The 19,990-nt window shown below is 68.8% G+C and carries 18 protein-coding genes; 17 read left to right on the top strand and 1 reads right to left on the bottom strand.

The features are described from left to right. Nucleotides 1-203, bottom strand: a 203-nt coding sequence (locus G6045_RS42480) for a hypothetical protein (protein WP_456243472.1), incomplete at its 3' end; no start/stop codon positions are given. 7 nt (nt 204-210) lie between these two features. Between G6045_RS42480 and lysA the strand changes: the two genes are divergently transcribed. The 17 genes from lysA to atpE all read left to right on the top strand — a co-directional run bounded on the left by lysA (nt 211) and on the right by atpE (nt 19,966). Further along, entirely contained in the window at nt 211-1,602 is a 1,392-nt protein-coding gene (gene lysA / locus G6045_RS12490) for a diaminopimelate decarboxylase (RefSeq protein WP_165331971.1), read from the top strand. A 181-nt stretch (nt 1,603-1,783) separates the two neighbouring features. Continuing rightward, nucleotides 1,784-3,076 (top strand): homoserine dehydrogenase, encoded by a 1,293-nt coding sequence (locus G6045_RS12485; RefSeq protein ID WP_165331970.1) that lies wholly within the window; start codon nt 1,784-1,786, stop codon nt 3,074-3,076. Between the two features lie 6 nt (nt 3,077-3,082). After that, the gene (gene thrC / locus G6045_RS12480) at nt 3,083-4,159 is read left to right on the top strand and encodes a threonine synthase (RefSeq protein WP_165331969.1); all 1,077 of its coding nucleotides are present in this window, start codon (nt 3,083-3,085) and stop codon (nt 4,157-4,159) included. A gap of 297 nt (nt 4,160-4,456) precedes the next feature. Then, complete coding sequence (gene thrB / locus G6045_RS12475) at nt 4,457-5,374, top strand: homoserine kinase (RefSeq protein ID WP_165331968.1); 918 nt, start codon at nt 4,457-4,459, stop codon at nt 5,372-5,374. Between the two features lie 374 nt (nt 5,375-5,748). Then, a complete protein-coding gene (gene rho, locus G6045_RS12470; protein ID WP_165331967.1) occupies nt 5,749-7,725 on the top strand; it encodes a transcription termination factor Rho in 1,977 nt (658 codons plus the stop codon). A 184-nt stretch (nt 7,726-7,909) separates the two neighbouring features. Then, the gene (locus G6045_RS12465; RefSeq protein ID WP_165331966.1) at nt 7,910-9,598 is read left to right on the top strand and encodes a trypsin-like serine protease; all 1,689 of its coding nucleotides are present in this window, start codon (nt 7,910-7,912) and stop codon (nt 9,596-9,598) included. A gap of 358 nt (nt 9,599-9,956) precedes the next feature. After that, on the top strand, nt 9,957-11,090 hold the full coding sequence (locus G6045_RS12460) for an LCP family protein (protein ID WP_165331965.1): 1,134 nt from the start codon (nt 9,957-9,959) through the stop codon (nt 11,088-11,090). Between the two features lie 159 nt (nt 11,091-11,249). Further along, nucleotides 11,250-11,474: a 50S ribosomal protein L31 gene (gene rpmE, locus G6045_RS12455; RefSeq protein ID WP_165331964.1), complete on the top strand. Its 225-nt coding sequence runs from the start codon at nt 11,250-11,252 to the stop codon at nt 11,472-11,474. A 102-nt stretch (nt 11,475-11,576) separates the two neighbouring features. Next, nucleotides 11,577-12,656, top strand: coding sequence for a peptide chain release factor 1 (gene prfA, locus G6045_RS12450; RefSeq protein WP_165331963.1), 1,080 nt, complete (start codon nt 11,577-11,579; stop codon nt 12,654-12,656). 90 nt (nt 12,657-12,746) lie between these two features. Next, complete coding sequence (prmC, locus tag G6045_RS12445; RefSeq protein ID WP_165331962.1) at nt 12,747-13,592, top strand: peptide chain release factor N(5)-glutamine methyltransferase; 846 nt, start codon at nt 12,747-12,749, stop codon at nt 13,590-13,592. A 55-nt stretch (nt 13,593-13,647) separates the two neighbouring features. Beyond that, nucleotides 13,648-14,295, top strand: a complete 648-nt coding sequence (locus G6045_RS12440; protein ID WP_165331961.1) for an L-threonylcarbamoyladenylate synthase — start codon at nt 13,648-13,650, stop codon at nt 14,293-14,295. Next, on the top strand, nt 14,292-14,969 hold the full coding sequence (locus tag G6045_RS12435; protein ID WP_165331960.1) for an arsenate reductase/protein-tyrosine-phosphatase family protein: 678 nt from the start codon (nt 14,292-14,294) through the stop codon (nt 14,967-14,969). The genes G6045_RS12440 and G6045_RS12435 overlap by 4 nt, the downstream gene beginning before the upstream one ends. A 192-nt stretch (nt 14,970-15,161) precedes the next feature. After that, nucleotides 15,162-16,427, top strand: a complete 1,266-nt coding sequence (locus G6045_RS12430) for a serine hydroxymethyltransferase (protein ID WP_165331959.1) — start codon at nt 15,162-15,164, stop codon at nt 16,425-16,427. A gap of 129 nt (nt 16,428-16,556) precedes the next feature. Beyond that, nucleotides 16,557-17,867: an MraY family glycosyltransferase gene (locus G6045_RS12425; protein ID WP_165331958.1), complete on the top strand. Its 1,311-nt coding sequence runs from the start codon at nt 16,557-16,559 to the stop codon at nt 17,865-17,867. A gap of 296 nt (nt 17,868-18,163) precedes the next feature. Continuing rightward, nucleotides 18,164-18,601, top strand: coding sequence for a hypothetical protein (locus G6045_RS12420; RefSeq protein WP_165331957.1), 438 nt, complete (start codon nt 18,164-18,166; stop codon nt 18,599-18,601). A 273-nt stretch (nt 18,602-18,874) separates the two neighbouring features. Continuing rightward, nucleotides 18,875-19,645, top strand: coding sequence for a F0F1 ATP synthase subunit A (gene atpB / locus G6045_RS12415; RefSeq protein ID WP_165331972.1), 771 nt, complete (start codon nt 18,875-18,877; stop codon nt 19,643-19,645). 75 nt (nt 19,646-19,720) lie between these two features. Further along, nucleotides 19,721-19,966, top strand: a complete 246-nt coding sequence (atpE, locus tag G6045_RS12410; protein ID WP_052579491.1) for an ATP synthase F0 subunit C — start codon at nt 19,721-19,723, stop codon at nt 19,964-19,966. Nucleotides 19,967-19,990: the final 24 nt, after the last annotated feature.

The raw sequence follows: 19,990 nt of genomic DNA, 5'->3' as shown, positions 1-19,990 counted from the left end.
CACATCGCCCAGCGGCTCGGCAGGCGCCAGCCCGTTCTCATCCGTGTGACGGTCGGCGTCGAGGCCCACACGCACGAGTTCATCGCGACCGCGCACGAGGACCAGGCGCCCGGCTCGCGCTCGCCGAAGCCGCCGGGACGGTGCTCGCCGGTGGCCTGTCCCTGCTCGGCATCGACGCCCCCGAACACCTCTGAGAGAGACACAGAAGAGATGAGCCGTTCCGCCCACCCCGCCGGGCCCCGCCACGCCGACGTCATGCCCGAGGGCCACTACAGCGCCCCGCCCGCCGACCTCAACGTCCTCGACCCCAAGGTCTGGTCGCGCACGGTCACCCGGGACGAGCAGGGCGCCCTGACCGTCGGCGGCATCGAAGTGGCGCGCCTGGCCGAGGAGTTCGGCACGCCCGCGTACTTCATGGACGAGGCCGACTTCCGCGCCCGCTGCCGCGCCTGGCGCGAGGCCTTCGGCACGCAGGCCGATGTCTTCTACGCGGGCAAGGCCTTCCTCTCGCGCGCCGTCGTCAAGTGGCTGTACGAGGAGGGCCTCAACCTCGACGTCTGCTCCGGCGGCGAACTGACCACGGCCCTCAGCGCCGGGATGCCCGCCGAGCGCATCGCCTTCCACGGCAACAACAAGTCCGAGGCGGAGATCGAGCGCGCCGTCGAGGCGGGTGTCGGGCGGATCGTGCTCGACTCCTTCCAGGAGATCGCGCGCGTCGCCCACATCGCCCAGCGGCTCGGCAGGCGCCAGCCCGTTCTCATCCGTGTGACGGTCGGCGTCGAGGCCCACACGCACGAGTTCATCGCGACCGCGCACGAGGACCAGAAGTTCGGCATCGCGCTCGCCGGCGGCCAGGCGGCCGAGGCCGTACGCCGCGCGCTGAAGCTCGACGGACTCGAGCTCCTCGGCATCCACAGCCACATCGGCTCGCAGATCTTCGACATGGCCGGGTTCGAGGTCTCCGCCCGCCGCGTCGTCCACCTGCTCGGCCAGATCCGCGACGAGCACGGCGTCGAGCTCCCCGAGATCGACCTCGGCGGCGGCCTCGGCATCGCGTACACGAGCGAGGACGACCCCAGCGAGCCGCACGAGATCGCCAAGGCCCTCGCCGAGATCGTCACGCGCGAGTGCGAGACGGCGCGGCTCAGCACGCCCCGTATCTCCGTGGAGCCGGGCCGCGCCATCGTCGGCCCGACCGCGTTCACGCTCTACCGCGTCGGCACCATCAAGCACCTCGAGGGCCTGCGCACGTACGTGAGTGTGGACGGCGGCATGTCGGACAACATCCGCACCGCGCTCTACGACGCCGAGTACAGCGTCGCCCTCGTATCGCGCACCTCCACCGCCGAGCCGATGCTCTCGCGCGTCGTCGGCAAGCACTGCGAGAGCGGCGACATCGTGGTCAAGGACGCGTTCCTGCCGGCCGACCTGGCCCCGGGCGACCTGATCGCGGTGCCGGCGACGGGCGCGTACTGCCGCTCGATGGCGAGCAACTACAACCACGCGCTGCGGCCCCCGGTCGTGGCGGTGAACGACGGCGAGGCGCGGGTGATCATCCGCCGCGAGACGGAGGAGGACCTGCTCGCCCTGGACGTCGGCTGATCCACACACCGAGGCCACCCGACGTAAGACACACGGCAGCAAAGGGCTCGCGGACGCCGGATTTCCGGTCCGCGGTGCCCATCGAAATGAAATCGACGTCTCATTATCCGGACCCGGGGCGGAAACCCGGGTCCGGTGCGTGAGACTGGACCAACCGCAGAAGTTCAAGAATCGAGGTCGGATGATGCGTACGCGTCCGCTGAAGGTGGCGCTCCTTGGCTGTGGAGTCGTCGGCTCCGAAGTAGCCCGCATCATGACGACGCACGCGGACGACCTCACAGCCAGGATCGGCGCCCCCGTCGAGCTCGCCGGCGTGGCCGTGCGCCGTCCCGACCGGGTGCGCGCCGGCATCGACCCCGCGCTGGTCACCACCGACGCGACCGCCCTGGTCAAACGGGGCGACATCGACGTCGTGGTCGAGGTCATCGGCGGCATCGAGCCGGCCCGCACGCTGATCACCACCGCTTTCGAGCACGGCGCCTCGGTGGTCTCCGCGAACAAGGCGCTGCTCGCCCAGGACGGCGCCGCCCTGCACAAGGCGGCCGAGGACCATGGCGAGGACCTGTACTACGAGGCCGCCGTGGCCGGCGCGATCCCGCTGATCCGCCCGCTGCGCGAGTCCCTCGCGGGCGACAAGGTCAACCGTGTCCTCGGCATCGTGAACGGCACGACGAACTTCATCCTCGACAAGATGGATTCGTCGGGCGCCGGCTACCAGGAGGCCCTCGACGAGGCCACCGCCCTGGGCTACGCCGAGGCCGACCCGACCGCCGACGTCGAGGGCTTCGACGCCGCCGCCAAGGCCGCGATCCTGGCCGGTATCGCCTTCCACACCCGCGTACGCCTGGACGATGTGTACCGCGAGGGCATGACCGAGGTGACCGCCGCCGACTTCGCATCGGCGCGCCAGATGGGCTGCACCATCAAGCTGCTCGCGATCTGCGAGCGTGCCGAGGACGGCGAGTCCGTCACCGCCCGGGTCCACCCGGCCATGATCCCGCTCAGCCACCCTCTCGCCTCCGTGCGCGAGGCGTACAACGCGGTCTTCGTCGAGTCGGAGGCCGCCGGACAGCTGATGTTCTACGGGCCCGGCGCGGGCGGCGCCCCGACCGCGTCCGCGGTCCTCGGCGACCTCGTGGCCGTCTGCCGCAACAAGCTCGACGGGTCCACCGGACCCGGCGAATCCGCGTACACCCGCCTCCCGGTCAGCCCGATGGGCGAGGTCGTCACGCGCTACCACATCAGCCTCGACGTGGCCGACAAGCCGGGCGTCCTCGCCCAGGTCGCGACGGTCTTCGCCGAGCACGGCGTATCGATCGATACGGTCCGTCAGTCGGGGAAGGACGGCGAGGCCAGCCTCGTCGTCGTCACCCACCGCGCGTCCGACGCGTCCCTGTCCGGGGTCGTGGAGGCGCTGCGCAAGCTCGACACCGTGCGGGGTGTCGCCAGCATCATGCGTGTCGAAGGGGAGTAACCAGACATGACCGCCACCTCTACCGGCGCCCACCAGTGGCGCGGGATCATCGAGGAGTACCGCGACCGGCTGCCCGTCAGCGAGGCGACGCCCGTGGTCACGCTCGGCGAGGGCGGCACTCCGCTCGTCCGCGCGGAGGTGCTCTCCGAACTCACCGGCTGCGAGGTCCACCTCAAGGTCGAGGGCGCCAACCCGACCGGTTCCTTCAAGGACCGCGGCATGACGATGGCGATCTCCAAGGCCAAGGAGGAGGGCGCCCAGGCCGTCATCTGCGCCTCCACCGGCAACACCTCCGCCTCCGCCGCCGCTTACGGCGGCAAGGCCGGCATGGTCAGCGCCGTCCTCGTGCCGCAGGGCAAGATCGCGCTCGGCAAGATGGGCCAGGCCCTCGTGCACGGCGCGAAGATCCTCCAGGTCGACGGCAACTTCGACGACTGCCTCGTGCTGGCGCGAAACTTGTCCGAGAACTACCCGGTGGCGCTGGTCAATTCGGTCAACCCGGTGCGTATCGAGGGCCAGAAGACCGCCGCGTTCGAGATCGTGGACCGCCTCGGCGACGCCCCCGACATCCATGTCCTGCCGGTCGGCAACGCGGGCAACATCACCGCGTACTGGAAGGGCTATCAGGAGTACGCGGCCGACGGCATCGCCACCCACACGCCCGTCATGTGGGGCTTCCAGGCCTCCGGCGCCAACCCGATCGTGCGCAAGGAGATCGTGAAGGACCCCTCCACGATCGCCACCGCGATCCGGATCGGCAACCCGGCCTCCTGGCAGTACGCCGAGGCCGCGCGCGACGAGTCCGGCGGCCTGATCGACGATGTGACCGACCGTCAGATCCTGCGCGCCTACAAGCTGTTGGCCTCCCGCGAGGGTGTCTTCGTGGAGCCGGCCTCGGCCGCCTCCGTGGCCGGTCTGCTCAAGGCCGCCGAGGACGGCAGGCTCGCCAAGGGGCAGCGCATCGTCTGCACCGTCACGGGCAACGGCCTCAAGGACCCGGACTGGGCCGTCGCGGGCGCTCCGCAGCCGGTCACCGTCCCGGTCGACGCGGCCGCCGCCGCCGAACGGCTGGGCCTGGCCTAGCACTTGAGGACCTGGGGCAATACGCCTCAAGTCCGCGCAGGGGGTGCACAAGGGGCTTGCGACACGCATCGTGCGCCTCCTGTGCGCCCTATGTCGCCACAGAACCTTCCTTCGATAGGCTGTACCAAACCCGCCCGCCGCATATGCCAGTCGTGAGCGGCCGGTGCCGCCTGTTGTCGGCCTCCGGGTGCCGGAACCTCTCCCATACGTACCGCTCGTACGGCCGGAGAAGTCCCGGCGGACCCTCAGCACCACCGTGAACAATCCCGCAGCACAAGCAAGGAGAGTCAGCGAGCGATGGCCGGTCCCGCCTTCCGCGCCGCCGCCGTAAGGGTGCGCGTCCCCGCCACCAGCGCAAACCTCGGCCCGGGCTTCGACGCCCTGGGCCTCGCGCTGGGGCTCTACGACGATGTCGTCGTGCGCGTGGCCGACTCCGGGCTGCACGTGGACATCGCGGGCGAAGGCGCGGAGACCCTGCCGCGCGACGAGTCCCATTTGCTCGTACGTGCGCTGCGCACCGCGTTCGACCTGCTCGGCGGACAGCCGCGCGGCCTCGAGGTCGTCTGCGCCAACCGCATTCCGCACGGCCGCGGCCTCGGCTCCTCGTCGGCCGCCATCTGCGCCGGCATCATGGCCGCCCGCGCCGTGACCATAGGCGGCGACGCCAAGCTCGACGACACCGCGCTGCTCGAGCTCGCCACCGAGATCGAGGGCCACCCGGACAATGTCGCGCCCTGCCTGCTCGGCGGATTCACGCTCGCCTGGATGGACGCGGGTGCGGCCCGCGCGATCCGGTTGGACGTCGCGGACTCCGTCGTTCCGGTGGTGTTCGTCCCCGGCAAGCCGGTCCTCACCGAAACGGCACGCGGCCTGCTGCCGCGCAGCGTCCCGCACGTCGACGCCGCCGCCAACGCGGGCCGTGCGGCCCTGCTCGTCGAGGCCCTGACCAGGCGCCCCGAGCTGCTGCTGCCCGCCACCGAGGACCGACTGCACCAGGAGTACCGCGCCCCGGCCATGCCGGAGAGCGCCGCCCTGGTGGAGCGGCTGCGCGCCGACGGCGTGCCCGCAGTGATCTCCGGCGCGGGCCCCACGGTGCTCGCGCTGGTCGACGAAGCGACGGCCGACAAGGTCGCCCAGGTCGCCGGCGAGGGGTGGGCGGCCAACCGTCTGGCCCTTGATTCCGGCGGAGCGAGCGTGTTGCCGCTTGCGTCCTGACACACGTATGCCGGAGCAGGAGAGGGGGAATGTTTGTTGGATCCGGTAGTGTTAACCTCAAGTCTGCACCCGACGTACGAATGGCGTGGTGCTTCCTGTCCCGTCTCGGGACAACCCTTCTTCCGGGAGCTTCCCCAACTGCTCTGTGCATTGCACTGACCTTTGGCGAGCACGCTCCGGAACCGGTGTGACCCAGCCCAGTGACACAGCACGTACGGGTGGCACAGCTTCGGGAATCGCCGTCACCACAGACTCTTCCGCCGCTTGAGGCGGGACCACCGCCCCGGCAGGTCCGCACCTGAGGACCACCGCCGGACAGCACAACCGGTCGCCGAGCCAGACAGGCCGACGTCCGCTCCAGGGAAGGACCCTTCGTGAGCGACACCACCGATCTGATGGGCGTGAGTGACAGCGCCGCGCCCGCCACGGACGCCTCTGCCGCGCCCACCACGCGGCGGCGCCGCGGTACCGGCCTCGAGGGCATGGTGCTGGCCGAGCTGCAGCAGGTCGCATCGGGCCTCGGGATCAGGGGCACGGCGCGGATGCGCAAGAGCCAGCTGATCGAGGTCATCAAGGAAGCTCAGGCCGGCGGCTCCGCCCCGGCGAAGGCGTCGGGGGACACCAGCACCGAGTCCAAGCCGAAGCGCCGGGCGACCTCCAAGGCCCGCACGGACGCGGCCGCCGCCGACAAGCCGGCCGCCGCCGAGGAGAAGGCCGTCGAGGCCTCCGCTCCCAAGCAGATCGAGATTCCGGGTCAGCCGGCCTCCGACGACGCTCCCGTCGAGCGCCGCCGCCGTCGTGCCACCGCCGACGCTGGCAGCCCCGAGACCGTGACCGCCGAGGCCAAGGGCGAGACCAAGACCGAGGCGAAGTCCGAGCAGGCCGGCGAGAAGTCCGAGGCCAAGGGCGAGGACAACGCCGAGGGCCGTCGTGAGCGCGGCAACCGCCGTGACCGCGACCGCGGTCGCGACCGCAGCCGCGACGAGCAGGGCGGCAAGCAGCAGGGCCAGCGTCAGCAGGGCGGCGGACGTCAGGACCGACAGGACCGGCCGGACCGTCAGGACCGTCAGGACCGCAACAACGGCCCGCAGGACGACGACGACTTCGAGGGCGGACGCCGCGGTCGCCGGGGCCGCTACCGCGACCGCCGTGGGCGTCGCGGCCGTGACGAGATGGGCAGCCCCGACGTCCAGGTCTCCGAGGACGATGTCCTGATCCCCGTCGCGGGCATCCTCGACATCCTCGACAACTACGCCTTCATCCGTACGTCGGGCTACCTGCCGGGTCCCAACGACGTCTACGTCTCCCTCGCCCAGGTCCGTAAGAACGGTCTGCGCAAGGGTGATCACGTCACCGGTGCGGTGCGCCAGCCGAAGGAAGGCGAGCGCCGCGAGAAGTTCAACGCGCTCGTGCGTCTCGACTCCGTGAACGGCATGGCGCCCGAATCGGGCCGCGGCCGCCCGGAGTTCAACAAGCTCACCCCGCTGTACCCGCAGGACCGCCTCCGTCTGGAGACGGACCCGGGCGTTCTGACCACCCGCATCATCGACCTCGTGTCGCCGATCGGTAAGGGCCAGCGCGGTCTGATCGTGGCCCCCCCGAAGACCGGTAAGACCATGATCCTGCAGGCGGTCGCCAACGCGATCACCGTCAACAACCCCGAGTGCCACCTGATGGTCGTCCTGGTCGACGAGCGTCCGGAAGAGGTCACGGACATGCAGCGCTCGGTCAAGGGCGAGGTCATCTCCTCGACCTTCGACCGTCCGGCCGAGGACCACACCACGGTCGCGGAGCTCGCCATCGAGCGCGCCAAGCGCCTCGTCGAGCTGGGCCACGACGTCGTCGTGCTGCTCGACTCGATCACGCGTCTGGGCCGTGCGTACAACCTGGCGGCGCCGGCCTCCGGCCGCATCCTGTCCGGTGGTGTCGACTCGACCGCCCTGTACCCGCCGAAGCGCTTCTTCGGTGCGGCCCGCAACATCGAGGACGGCGGCTCGCTGACCATCCTCGCCACCGCTCTGGTGGACACCGGGTCCCGCATGGACGAGGTGATCTTCGAGGAGTTCAAGGGCACCGGCAACATGGAGCTCAAGCTCGACCGCAAGCTCGCGGACAAGCGCATCTTCCCGGCGGTGGACGTGGACGCGTCCGGTACCCGTAAGGAAGAAATCCTCATGAGCCCCGACGAGTTGGGTGTCGTCTGGAAGCTGCGCCGGGTGCTGCACGCGCTCGACCAGCAGCAGGCGATCGAGCTGCTCCTGGACAAGATGAAGCAGACGAAGTCCAACGCGGAGTTCCTGCTCCAGATCCAGAAGACGACCCCGGGCATGGGCAACGGCAACAACGACTGACGCCTTCTGACGTCAGAAGTCCCAACTGCCCCGGAAATCCGCCCCGTCACTCGAGTGACGGGGCGGATTTCTGCATGTAATATCGGTCAGCCGTTCCTATCCCCCCACGCGGCACTCTCTGAAATCCCTTGAATTGCAGGAGAATTGCGTGCGTATGTCGCGTCACGGCAGACCAGTGAAGAAGATGCGCAGACTCATATCCGCGGGTGTCGCGGCTCTGGCTCTGCTCGGGGGAGGTCTGGCCCTTACTGCTCAGGCCGAGGAAGGCGGGCCGAAGTTCCTGCCGCCCAAGGGCACGGAGGTGGTCAAGACCGCCACGGCGTCCACGAAGATCATCGGCGGTAGCCCGACTTCGTTCAGCAACGCGCCCTGGATGGTGCAGCTGCTCTTCGAGTGGGACAACGACGGGTACCTCTACTTCACCTGCGGTGGCACCCTCATCGCTCCGAACAAGGTGCTCACGGCCGCCCACTGCGTCACCGACGACAACGGCAGCCTCCTGGACTACGCGAACCGCGGCCTGGTCCTCGCCGGCACGGCGAAGCTCGTCGGTGGCCCGGACAACGCCGAAGGCACGGCGGTCAACGTCTCCCGTGTGTACCGCGCGGGCTCGTACAACCACTCCACGATCGACAACGACGTCGCGGTCCTGACGCTGTCGAAGCCGCTCCCGTACAAGCCGGCCCAGCCCGCCTCGTACGGCGACACGGCCCGCTATGCCGCCGGTACCTCCGCGACCACCTACGGGTGGGGGCTGACCTCATCGGACGCGGACACCGCGCAGCTCGCGGATGTCCTCCAGCAGGTGAACCAGCCCCTGCGGTCCGACGCGGAGTGCTCGCAGAACCTCGACACGGCGATCAACCAGCCGGGCGCGTACAAGGCCGGCCACATGATCTGCGCCGGTGAAGGCGGCACGAACGACGACGCGACGGGCAAGGCGACCTGCCCGGGCGATTCGGGCAGCCCCATGATCGTCAGCGGCCGCATCATCGGCATCACCTCCTGGGGTGTGGCCACCGCTACGGATCTGTGCAACTTCGGGGGCACGTACGACGCCTACACCAAGGTCTCCACGTACAGTCCGGCCATCCAGCCGCGCATCAACGACACCAACTTCAGCCGGGACACGAAGGCCGACCTCTTCGCCCGCACCACGGGCAGCACCGGCTACACCTACACCTCGCTCGGTGAGTCGCTCGCCGCGCGCAAGACCTTCCCGGGCTCGTACAGCGCGTACAACTTCATCGTGCAGACGGACCTGAACCGGGACGGCTACGAGGACCTGATCGCGCGTGAGGCGTCGACGGGCAACGTCTACTGGCTGCACCGCTCGGTCAGCAGCTCCACGTATGCGAAGACGAAGATCTTCAGCAGCTGGAAGACGGTGCGGGCCTTCGCCGCTCCTGGCGATGTGAACGGCGACGGCAAGGGCGACATCGTCGCCGTGACGTCCACCGGTGACCTGATGGTGTACCCGAGCTTCGGCAACGGCACGTTCGCCACGGCGACGAAGGCGGCCACGGGCTACCAGGTGTACAACCAGGTCCGCGGCAACGGTGATTACACCAACGACGGCAAGTCCGACCTGCTGGTCCGGCGCGGTGGCACCAACGACCTGTACCTGGTCAAGGGCACCGGCAAGTCCACCGCTCCGTTCGAGGCGCCCGTGAAGGTGCGCTCCAACTGGGCGGCGTACAACCTGCTCGTCACCCCCGGCGATGTGAACGGGGACGGCAAGGCCGACCTCGTCGCCCGCTCGACCAGCGGCACGATGTACCTCCTGAAGGGCACCGGAAAGGCCACCACGGAGATCTTCGCCCCGTCGGTGAAGCTCAACAGCGGCTGGGGCTCGATGTACACCGTCGCCTGACATTCAGGCCACGGAACGCACGGCACACGGCACGTCCACCGGCGCCCCCGTCACGACTTGTGGCGGGGGCGCCGGTGTGCGTGCGGGCGGGACTTCGGTCCTTCGCGGCGGTCACGGGGAGGTCACACCGCGAGACCTTCACCACAGAATTCGCCCCCGCTAGTCCTTTCGGCCGAGTGTGGGAAACTGGATGAAATAGCAGGTGAACGCGGGTTTTCCCGACGGGGATGTGGGAACTCGGTCCTGAGCCCTGGCACAGCCCGTTCACGGCTCGCTCTTAAGAACCTCTTATGACCCTGTGCAACCCTTTTTGCGGACACGACGTCTGACAAATGGCGGACCGAGGACTGAGGAGCACATGCCCGACGCGAGCGACACCACCCCCGAGAACGCCGGACCGGCCAGCGGCCGACGCGGCGCCAAGGGGCGTCGGCGCAAGCCCCGCAGTACCCGCCGCAAGACCATGGTGATCACGGCCTGGACCGCGGCGGGCGTCGTCGTGCTCGGCGGCGCCGGGCTCGGCTACCTCTACTACAAGTTCAACGGGAATCTGCACGGCGTCGACATCAATGCGGCGCTCGGCACCGACCGCCCCGAGGACGTCGACAACGGCTCGATGGACATCCTCGTCCTCGGCTCGGACTCCCGCGCCGGTGACAATGCGAAGTACGGCGGCGGCGACGGCGAGAGCGCCCGTTCGGACACGGCGATGATCCTGCACGTGTACGAGGGCCACAAAAAGGCGAGCATCGTCTCCATCCCCAGGGACACCCTCGTCACCCGGCCCGCGTGCACGACGGACAACGGCGGCACCGACCCCGGCGGCCGGCGCAAGATGTTCAACGAGTCGTACTCGGTCGGCGGCCCGGCCTGCGCCGTGAAGACCGTGGAGTCCATGTCGGGCATCCGCATGGACCACTACGTCGAGGTCGACTTCTCCGGCTTCAAGAAGCTGATCAACACCCTCGGCGGCGTGGACATCACCACGACCAAGGCGATATCCGACCCCGACAGCCATCTGAACCTCCCCGCCGGCGCGCACACGCTCAACGGCGAGCAGGCGCTCGGCCTGGTCCGCACCCGGCATGCCGTCGGCGACGGCGGAGACCTGGGCCGAATACAGCTGCAGCAGGCCTTCATCAAGGCCCTGATCAACCAGATCAAGGACGTCGGGGTGTTCTCCAGCCCCAAGAAGCTGTACGACCTCGCGGACACCGCCACCAAGTCCACCACCGTCGACTCCGACCTCGACTCGGTGAACCGTCTGATCGGCTTCGCCAACGGGCTGAAGACGATCGACGCCAAGGGCATGCACATGGTCACGATGCCGGTGATCTACGACCCGGCCGACCCGAACCGTGTGGTGCCGCTCGAGAAGCAGTCCCGGATGGTCTGGGACGCGCTCAAGGCCGACCAGCCCATCCCCGCCGCGGCCACCAAGGACTCGGCCGGCGACAAGGGCGATGCGGGCAGCTACGTGAACAGCAACTGACAGCCTGCTGACCAGCCAAAACGCTCCCGGGAATACCTGGGCCCCCGCCCCGGTTTTGGGAGATACGGCCAGTCCTGGCAAACTGGTACGTCGGCCCCGGTTCACGCACCCGCATCCCGCGTCTGCGACCCGGTGCCCTCCCGAAACTAGGAGACACCCTTGAAGCGCGACATCCACCCCGAGTACGTCGAGACCCAGGTCAGCTGCACCTGTGGCGCGTCGTTCACCACGCACAGCACGATCTCGTCGGGCACCATCCGTGCCGAGGTCTGCTCCGAGTGCCACCCGTTCTACACGGGCAAGCAGAAGATCCTCGACACCGGTGGCCGTGTGGCCCGCTTCGAGGCCCGCTTCGGCAAGGCTGCCGGCTCCGCCCAGAAGTAGCGAGCCCCAGCGCCGGTCCTCGGTCGCGCCCCTCGTGGGGGCGACCGGGGCCGGCGTTTTTCTCGCTCAGCCCACTTTCCGCACGAAAACAGGAGCCCGGAGATGTTCGAGGCGGTCGAGGACCTCATCGGCGAGCACGCCGATCTGGAGAAGAAGCTCGCCGACCCGTCGGTGCACGCGGACCAGGCCAACGCGCGCAAGCTCAACAAGCGCTACGCCGAACTGACGCCGATCGTCGCGACGTGCCGCTCCTGGAAGCAGCTGGGCGAGGACATCGAGACCGCGAAGGAGTACGCGGCCGACGACCCGGACTTCGTGGCCGAGGTCAAGGACCTGACGCACCAGCGCGAGGAGACCACCGAGAAGCTGCGCCTTCTCCTGGTCCCGCGCGACCCGTCCGACGACAAGGACGTACTCCTGGAGATCAAGGCCGGTGCGGGCGGCGACGAGTCCGCGCTGTTCGCCGGCGATCTCCTGCGCATGTATCTGCGGTACGCGGAGCGCGTGGGCTGGAAGACCGAGATCATCGACTCCACGGAGTCCGAGCTCGGCGGCTACAAGGACGTCCAGGTCGCGGTGAAGACCAAGGGCGGCAACGGGGCGACCGAGCCCGGCCAGGGCGTCTGGGCGCGGCTGAAGTACGAGGGCGGGGTGCATCGCGTGCAGCGCGTGCCCGCGACCGAGTCCCAGGGCCGTATCCACACCTCCGCGGCCGGTGTGCTCGTCACGCCCGAGGCCGAGGAGGTCGACGTCGAGATCAACATGAACGATCTGCGGATCGACGTGTACCGCTCGTCGGGCCCCGGCGGCCAGTCCGTCAACACCACCGACTCCGCCGTCCGCATCACGCACGTCCCCACCGGCGTGGTCGCTTCCTGCCAGAACGAGAAGAGCCAGCTCCAGAACAAGGAGCAGGCCATGCGTATCCTGCGCTCCAGGCTGCTCGCCGCCGCGCAGGAGGAGGCCGAGTCCAAGGCGGCGGACGCCCGCCGCAGCCAGGTCCGCACCGTGGACCGCTCCGAGAAGATCCGTACGTACAACTTCCCGGAGAACCGGATCTCCGACCATCGCGTGGGCTTCAAGGCGTACAACCTGGACCAGGTGCTCGACGGAGACCTCGACGCGATGATCCAGGCCTGTGTCGACGCGGACGCTGCGGCCAAGCTGGCCGACGCCTCGTAACGCGACGACGGACCAGGCAGACGGATCAGACCAGGCATACGGCTCATACGGCTTTCGCGATACGGCTGTGAATCCCAGGAAGGACGGCGCGTGAACCTTCTGCTCGCCGAGGTGGCCCAGGCCACCCAGCGGCTGGCCGACGCCGGTGTGCCCTCGCCGCGCTTCGACGCGGAAGAGCTCGCCGCGTATGTACACGGCGTCAAGCGCGGAGAGCTGCACAACGTCAAGGACGGCGACTTCGACGCGCGCTACTGGGAGGTCATCTCCCGGCGCGAGGCCCGCGAACCGCTGCAGCACATCACCGGCCGCGCCTTCTTCCGCTACCTCGAACTGCAGGTCGGGCCAGGGGTGTTCGTGCCGCGCCCCGAGACCGAGTCCGTGGTCGGCTGGGCCATAGACGCGGTGCGCGCGATGGATGTGGTCGAGCCGCTGATCGTGGACCTGTGCACCGGGTCGGGCGCCATCGCGCTCGCCCTCGCGCAGGAGGTGCCGCGCTCGCGCGTGCACGCGGTCGAACTGTCCGAGGACGCGCTCGTGTGGACCCGTAAGAACGTCGAGGGCTCCCGGGTCGACCTGCGCCAGGGCGACGCCCGTGACGCCTTCACGGACCTCGACGGCCAGGTCGATCTGGTGATCTCCAACCCGCCGTACATCCCGCTCACCGAATGGGAGTATGTGGCGCCCGAGGCACGGGACTACGATCCCGAACTCGCGCTCTTCTCCGGCGAGGACGGTCTCGACCTGATCCGCGGGATCGAGCGCACCGCACACCGGCTCCTGCGCCCGGGCGGTGTCGTCGTGATCGAGCACGCCGACACCCAGGGCGGCCAGGTGCCGTGGATCTTCACCGAGGAGCGGGGCTGGGCGGACGCGGCCGACCACCCCGACCTCAACAACCGGCCTCGCTTCGCCACCGCCCGCAAGGCGATGCCGTGATGACTGTTCCGCTGACATTCCTGCTGCGTATGTACGACGAAGGGGCTGGGGAGTAATGGCACGGCGATACGACACGAACGACGCGACCGACCGCGCCACCGGCCTGCGCGAGGCCGCCTCCGCCGTGCGCCGCGGCGAGCTCGTCGTGCTGCCCACCGACACCGTGTACGGCATCGGGGCGGACGCGTTCAGCTCGGAGGCCGTCGTCGATCTGCTCGCGGCCAAGGGGCGTGGCCGCAATATGCCCACGCCCGTTCTGATCGGCTCCCCGAACACCCTGCACGGCCTGGTCACCGACTTCTCGGAGAAGGCCTGGGAGCTCGTCGACGCGTTCTGGCCCGGCGCCCTGACCCTGGTCGCCAAGCACCAGCCGTCGCTGCAGTGGGACCTCGGCGACACCCGGGGCACCGTCGCGATCCGGATGCCGCTGCACCCGGTCGCCATCGAACTGCTCACCGAGGTCGGCCCGATGGCCGTCTCCTCCGCCAACCTCACCGGCCACCCCGCGCCCGAGGACTGCGACGCCGCGCAGGAGATGCTCGGCGACTCGGTCTCCGTGTACCTGGACGGCGGGCCGACGCCCGGCATCGTGCCCTCCTCGATCGTCGACGTGACCGGTAAGACACCGGTGCTGCTGCGGGCCGGCGCCCTGAGCGCCGAAGAGCTGCGCAAGGTGGTACCCGACCTCGAGGTGGCGAATTGACGGCCCCTGAGGGGCGTGGCATAGCGGCTTCTTCGAGCTTCACGGGCTTTTCGACCGTCGAAGGCCCTGCAGAAACCTTCCGCATCCTCCACGTCAGTACCGGCAACGTGTGCCGCTCGCCGATGACCGAGCGGCTGACGCGGCATGCCCTGACGCACCGGATCGGGCCCGAGGCCGCGGGCGGCCTGATCGTGGAGAGCGCGGGGACCTGGGGCCACGAAGGGGCCCCGATGGAGGCGAACGCGGCGACGGTGCTCGGCGAGTTCGGGGCGGACGCCTCGGGGTTCGTGGGGCGCGAGCTGCTCGACGAGCACGTCATCCGGGCCGACCTGGTGCTCACGGCCACGCGCGACCACCGCGCGCAGGTCATCTCGATGGGGCACTCCGCGGGCCTGCGGACCTTCACCCTGAAGGAGTTCACCCGTCTCGTACGGGCGATAGATCCGGCGACCCTGCCCGACCCGCTCGACGAAGGCGTGGTCGAACGCGCCCGTGCCCTGGTCCGCGCTGCCGCGGCTCTACGCGGGTGGCTTCTCGCCCCGTCCATCGAGGCGGACGAGGTGCACGACCCGTACGGGGCGCCGCTGACGTACTTCCGTTCGGTGGGCGACGAGATCAACCAGGCGCTCGAGCCCGTGGTGACGGCGCTCACGGGGCTGACGGCGCACGCCTGACGTACGCCGTGACGGCCCGCCCGACGTACGCCGTGGCGCACGCCTGATGCAGGCCGTGGCGCACTCCTGACACCGGCCCAGGCGCACACCGCCCGCGCGTCGACCGCATGTCCGCAGACACCGCGCGAGCACCCGCGCCCGCCCCTACATTGGAAGGGCCGCCACACCCCACCCTCGGGCCCGGAGCCGCACATGTCGGTCACCACTGCAGCCAGCATCAGCGGATCGTCCACGGGGATCGACGCCCTGCGTCGGCAGGACCCCGAGCTCGCCGAGATCCTGCTCGCCGAACTCGAGCGCCAGAGCAGCGGACTCCAGCTGATCGCCGCCGAGAACTTCACCTCGCCCGCCGTGCTCACCGCGCTCGGCTCGCCGCTCGCCAACAAGTACGCCGAGGGCTATCCCGGCAACCGTCACCACGGCGGCTGCGAGCTGGTGGACATCGCCGAACGGGTCGCCGTGGACCGGGCGAAGGCCCTGTTCGGCGCCGAGCACGCCAATGTGCAGCCCCACTCGGGCTCCTCGGCCGTCCTCGCCGCGTACGCCGCGCTCCTGCGCCCCGGCGACAAGGTGCTCGCCATGGGCCTGCCGCACGGCGGCCATCTGACCCACGGCTCGCCCGCCAACTTCTCCGGCCGCTGGTTCGACTTCATCGGATACGGAGTGGACGAGGAGAGCGGACTGCTCGACCACGAGCGGGTACGGGAACTCGCCGTCACCCACAAGCCCAAGGCGATCGTCTGCGGTTCCATCTCGTATCCGCGCCACTTCGACTACGCGGCCTTCCGCGAGATCGCCGACGAGGTGGGCGCCTATCTGATCGCCGACGCCGCGCATCCCATCGGGCTCGTCGCCGGGGGAGCGGCGCCCAACCCCGTTCCGTACGCGGATGTCGTCTGTGCCACCACCCACAAGGTCCTTCGCGGCCCCCGCGGCGGCATGCTCCTGTGCGGTGAGGAGCTCGCCGAGCGGGTGGACCGTGCGGTGTTCCCGTTCACCCAGGGCGGCGCCCAGATGCACACCATCGCCGCCAAGGCCGTCGCCTTCGGCGAGGCGGCGACACCGGCGTTCACCGCGTACGCCCATCAGGTGGTCGCCAACGCCCGGGTGCTCGCCGACTGCCTCGCCGCCGAGGGCTTCGCGATCACCACCGGCGGCACGGACACCCACCTCGTGATCGCCGATCCGACCCCGCTCGGCTTCGACGCCAAAGAGGCCCGGGGGCTGCTCGCCGGCGCGGGCGTCGTCCTCGACACATGTGCGCTGCCTCACGGCGAGGTACGCGGTCTGCGCCTGGGCACGGCGGCCGTCACCACGCAGGGCATGGGCGAGGTGGAGATGGCGCGGATCGCCGGGTTCTTCGGGGCCGCGCTGCGCGGAACGCAGGAGCCGCAGGGCCGGACCGTACGCGAAGAAGTGCGGGAATTGGTGCGGAGGTTTCCGCCCTACACCGGCTAGTACGGGGTAGACGCGGGGCCAGACACAGTCAAGCGTGCAACCATCGTCGCTACCCGAAAGTCCCCAACCGTATGCCACCGAAGCTAGGGTGTGGGGCTGAGATGGCCAGCGATACCTGTGGGGAAGCCCGTGCGTGAATATTTGCTGACGCTCTGCGTCACGGCCGCGGTGACCTATCTGCTGACCGGGCCGGTGCGGAAGTTCGCCATCGTCGCCGGGGCGATGCCCGAGATCCGTGCCCGCGACGTGCACCGCGAACCGACGCCGCGGCTCGGCGGTATCGCCATGTTCTTCGGCCTGTGCGCGGGCCTGCTGGTCGCCGACCATCTGGAGAACCTCAACGAGGTCTTCGAGAACTCCAACGAACCCAGGGCCCTGCTCTCCGGCGCGGCCCTGATCTGGCTGGTCGGTGTCCTCGACGACAAGTTCGAGATCGACGCCCTGATCAAGCTGGGCGCCCAGATGATCGCGGCGGGCGTGATGGTCATGCAGGGTCTGACGATCCTGTGGCTGCCCATCCCCGGCATCGGCTCGGTCTCGCTGACCCAGTGGCAGGGCACGCTGCTCACGGTCGCCCTGGTCGTGATCACCATCAACGCCGTCAACTTCGTGGACGGTCTCGACGGACTCGCGGCCGGCATGGTCTGCATCGCCGCCACCGCGTTCTTCATGTACGCGTATCGCATGTGGTACGGCTACGGCATCGAGGCCGCCGCACCCGCCACGCTCTTCGCCGCGATCCTCATGGGCATGTGCCTGGGCTTCCTGCCGCACAACATGCATCCCGCGCGGATCTTCATGGGCGACTCGGGCTCGATGCTCATCGGCCTCGTCCTCGCCGGCGGTGCCATCTCGATCACCGGCCAGGTCGACCCGGACATCCTCAAGGTGTTCGCGGGCTCCGAGCGCGCGGCCGTGCATCAGACCGTGCCGGTCTACATCCCGCTCCTGCTGCCGCTCACGATCATCGCGGTGCCGATGGCCGACCTCGTCCTGGCGATCGTCCGGCGCACCTGGAACGGCCAGTCGCCGTTCGCCGCCGACCGCGGGCATCTGCACCACCGGCTCCTGGAGATCGGGCATTCGCACAGCCGCGCGGTGCTGATCATGTACTTCTGGTCGGCCCTGATCGCCTTCGGTGCGGTTCTTTACTCCGTTCACTCGGCGTCCATGTGGATTGTCCTGGCGATCGTGGCACTGAGCGCGGTCGGTCTCGTGCTGCTCCTGCTGCCGCGCTTCACGCCGAGGACGCCCGCCTGGGCCGAGGCCTTCGTACCGCCGCGCTACCGCCGCCGCAGGGCCGGTTCCGTCGTGTACGAGAGTGAACGGCCGGCCGGCGAGGAGGAGCAGCCGACGCCCGTGGCCGCAGGTGTGGGCCGGGTCAACGGGGCGACGGCGGTGGGCAGCCGGAGCCGCTTCAAGGACCGCCTGCACACGTAGGGAATCCCACACAGCGGCCTCAGAAGTCACAGCAAAACGGTCATGGAAAACTGCGCAATAGCAGACATTGGACCCAAAGTCCCGCCCAGACGCGCGCGTTACCTCTCATGTGTGACGGCCAGCACACTTCGCAGGTAAAGACCTCATCAAATAGTTTGTGATACGGTTCACGAGATCCCGGGGTAGAGCCGAAAGACCGTAGTGCGACGGTCTGTTGGCCGGAAGCCCGATCGTTGCCCGGGTCTACGCTCGACCATGACGACACTCGTCCCCAGCAAGTAAGCGGAGCTGCCGCCATGCCGTCTCTCGACGCACGCATCCTCCTGCCCATCGCCCTTCCAACCGCCGCCGCCGGTGCAGTCACCGCGGTCGTCGGTGGAGTGATCGATGGGGGTACGGGGGTACTTGGCGGTGTCATCGGCGCGCTTGTGGTGATCGTCTTCATGGGCGCCGGAATTCTCGGCCTGCAGTACACGGCCAAACACTGGCCAAGTCTGTTCCAGGCGATGGGGCTTGCGCTCTATGTGACGCTGCTGCTTGTGCTGTTCGTCTTCGTGGCGGTCTTCAAGGACACCACGGCGTTCAACCCCAAGGTCTTTGCGGCCGCCATCATCGTCTGCACCCTCACCTGGGTCGTGGCGATGGCTTTCGCGCACAAGAAGGCCAAGATCTTCTACATCGACCCCGGGCATTCCGATGCCTCGAAGGGCGAGAAGACGGGCTCTTCCTCGTGAGGGGTAGGGCCGGGATAAGGACCCGTCGCAGACCCTGCTATCGTCCGGTGCCAACTGCGGCACTGCGGGCGCGGGCACTAGAGCTGACGCCTGTTCCATCGCGAGGCTCAACGCCTGATTGCCGCCCCCACATCCGAAACACCAGTCCGGTGCCGACTCGCGGCTGCGCGCCGCGCCGACACAACGAGGTTGCCGTACCTATGCGTCACGCCGAAGGAGCCCGCGGTGAGTGCTGATCAGACCCAGCTCGCCTTCGACTGGAGCTGTCGGATCATGGCCGACAACGGCTGTGGCTTCCCGGCGCCGGGCCTCCACTCGTTCCTCTTCAAGCCGATCTTCACGATCGGCGGGTTCGAGTTCAACAAGATCATGCTGCTGGCGCTGCTCAGCACGCTCGTGGTCGTCACGTTCTTCACCCTTGCCTTCGGCAAGGCGAAGGTCGTGCCCGGCAAGCTTCAGCTGCTCGGTGAGATGGGTTACGACTTCGTCCGCCGCGGCATCGTGTACGAGACCCTCGGTAAAAAGGAGGGCGAGCGCTTCGTCCCCCTGATGGTCTCGCTGTTCTTCTTCATCTGGATCATGAACATCTGGTCGGTGATCCCGCTGGCCCAGTTCCCGGTCGCGGCGAGCATCGCCTACCCGGCGGTCCTCGCGGCCATCGTGTATCTGGTGTGGGTCCCGCTGACGTTCAAGCGCCACGGCTTCGTGGGCGGTTGGAAGAACGTCACCGGTTACGACCCGTCGCTCGGCCCGATCAAGTGGCTGGTCTCGTTCATCGAGTTCTTCTCGAACCTGCTTGTGCGCCCGTTCACGCACGCGGTCCGACTCTTCGCCAACATGTTCGCCGGCCACCTGATGCTGGTGATGTTCACCGTCGCCTCCTGGTACCTCCTGAACAGCTGGCTCATCCCCGCCGCCGGTGTCTCGTTCATCATGACCATGGGGATGATCGTTTTCGAGCTTTTCGTGCAGGCCGTCCAGGCGTACGTCTTCGTGCTCCTCGCCTGCTCGTACATCCAGGGCGCCGTCTCCGAACACCACTGAGCCAGCCCCGCCACAACCCCCTAAGCGCCCGGTGGCCAACCCCCACCGGTCCATGAAAGAGAAGGAAGTAACGGCATGTCCGCGACTCTCGAGCTCGCCGCCCTCACCGGTGACATCAAGGCCCTCGGCTCCATCGGCTACGGCCTCGCGGCCATCGGCCCCGGTGTCGGCGTCGGCATCGTGTTCGGTAAGGGCACCGAGGCCCTGGCCCGTCAGCCCGAAGCTGCCGGCCTGATCCGTGCCAACCAGATCCTTGGTTTCGCCTTCTGTGAGGCGCTCGCCCTCATCGGCATCGTCATGCCGTTCGTCTACGGCTCCTGATCGCCTGAGACGAACAGCCCCACC

It is taken from the genome of Streptomyces mesophilus, from assembly GCF_011044995.1.
GTDB lineage: Bacteria > Actinomycetota > Actinomycetes > Streptomycetales > Streptomycetaceae > Streptomyces > Streptomyces mesophilus.
The sequence above is the reverse complement of the archived record's forward strand: the minus strand, read 5'-3'. Positions and strand labels throughout refer to the sequence as shown.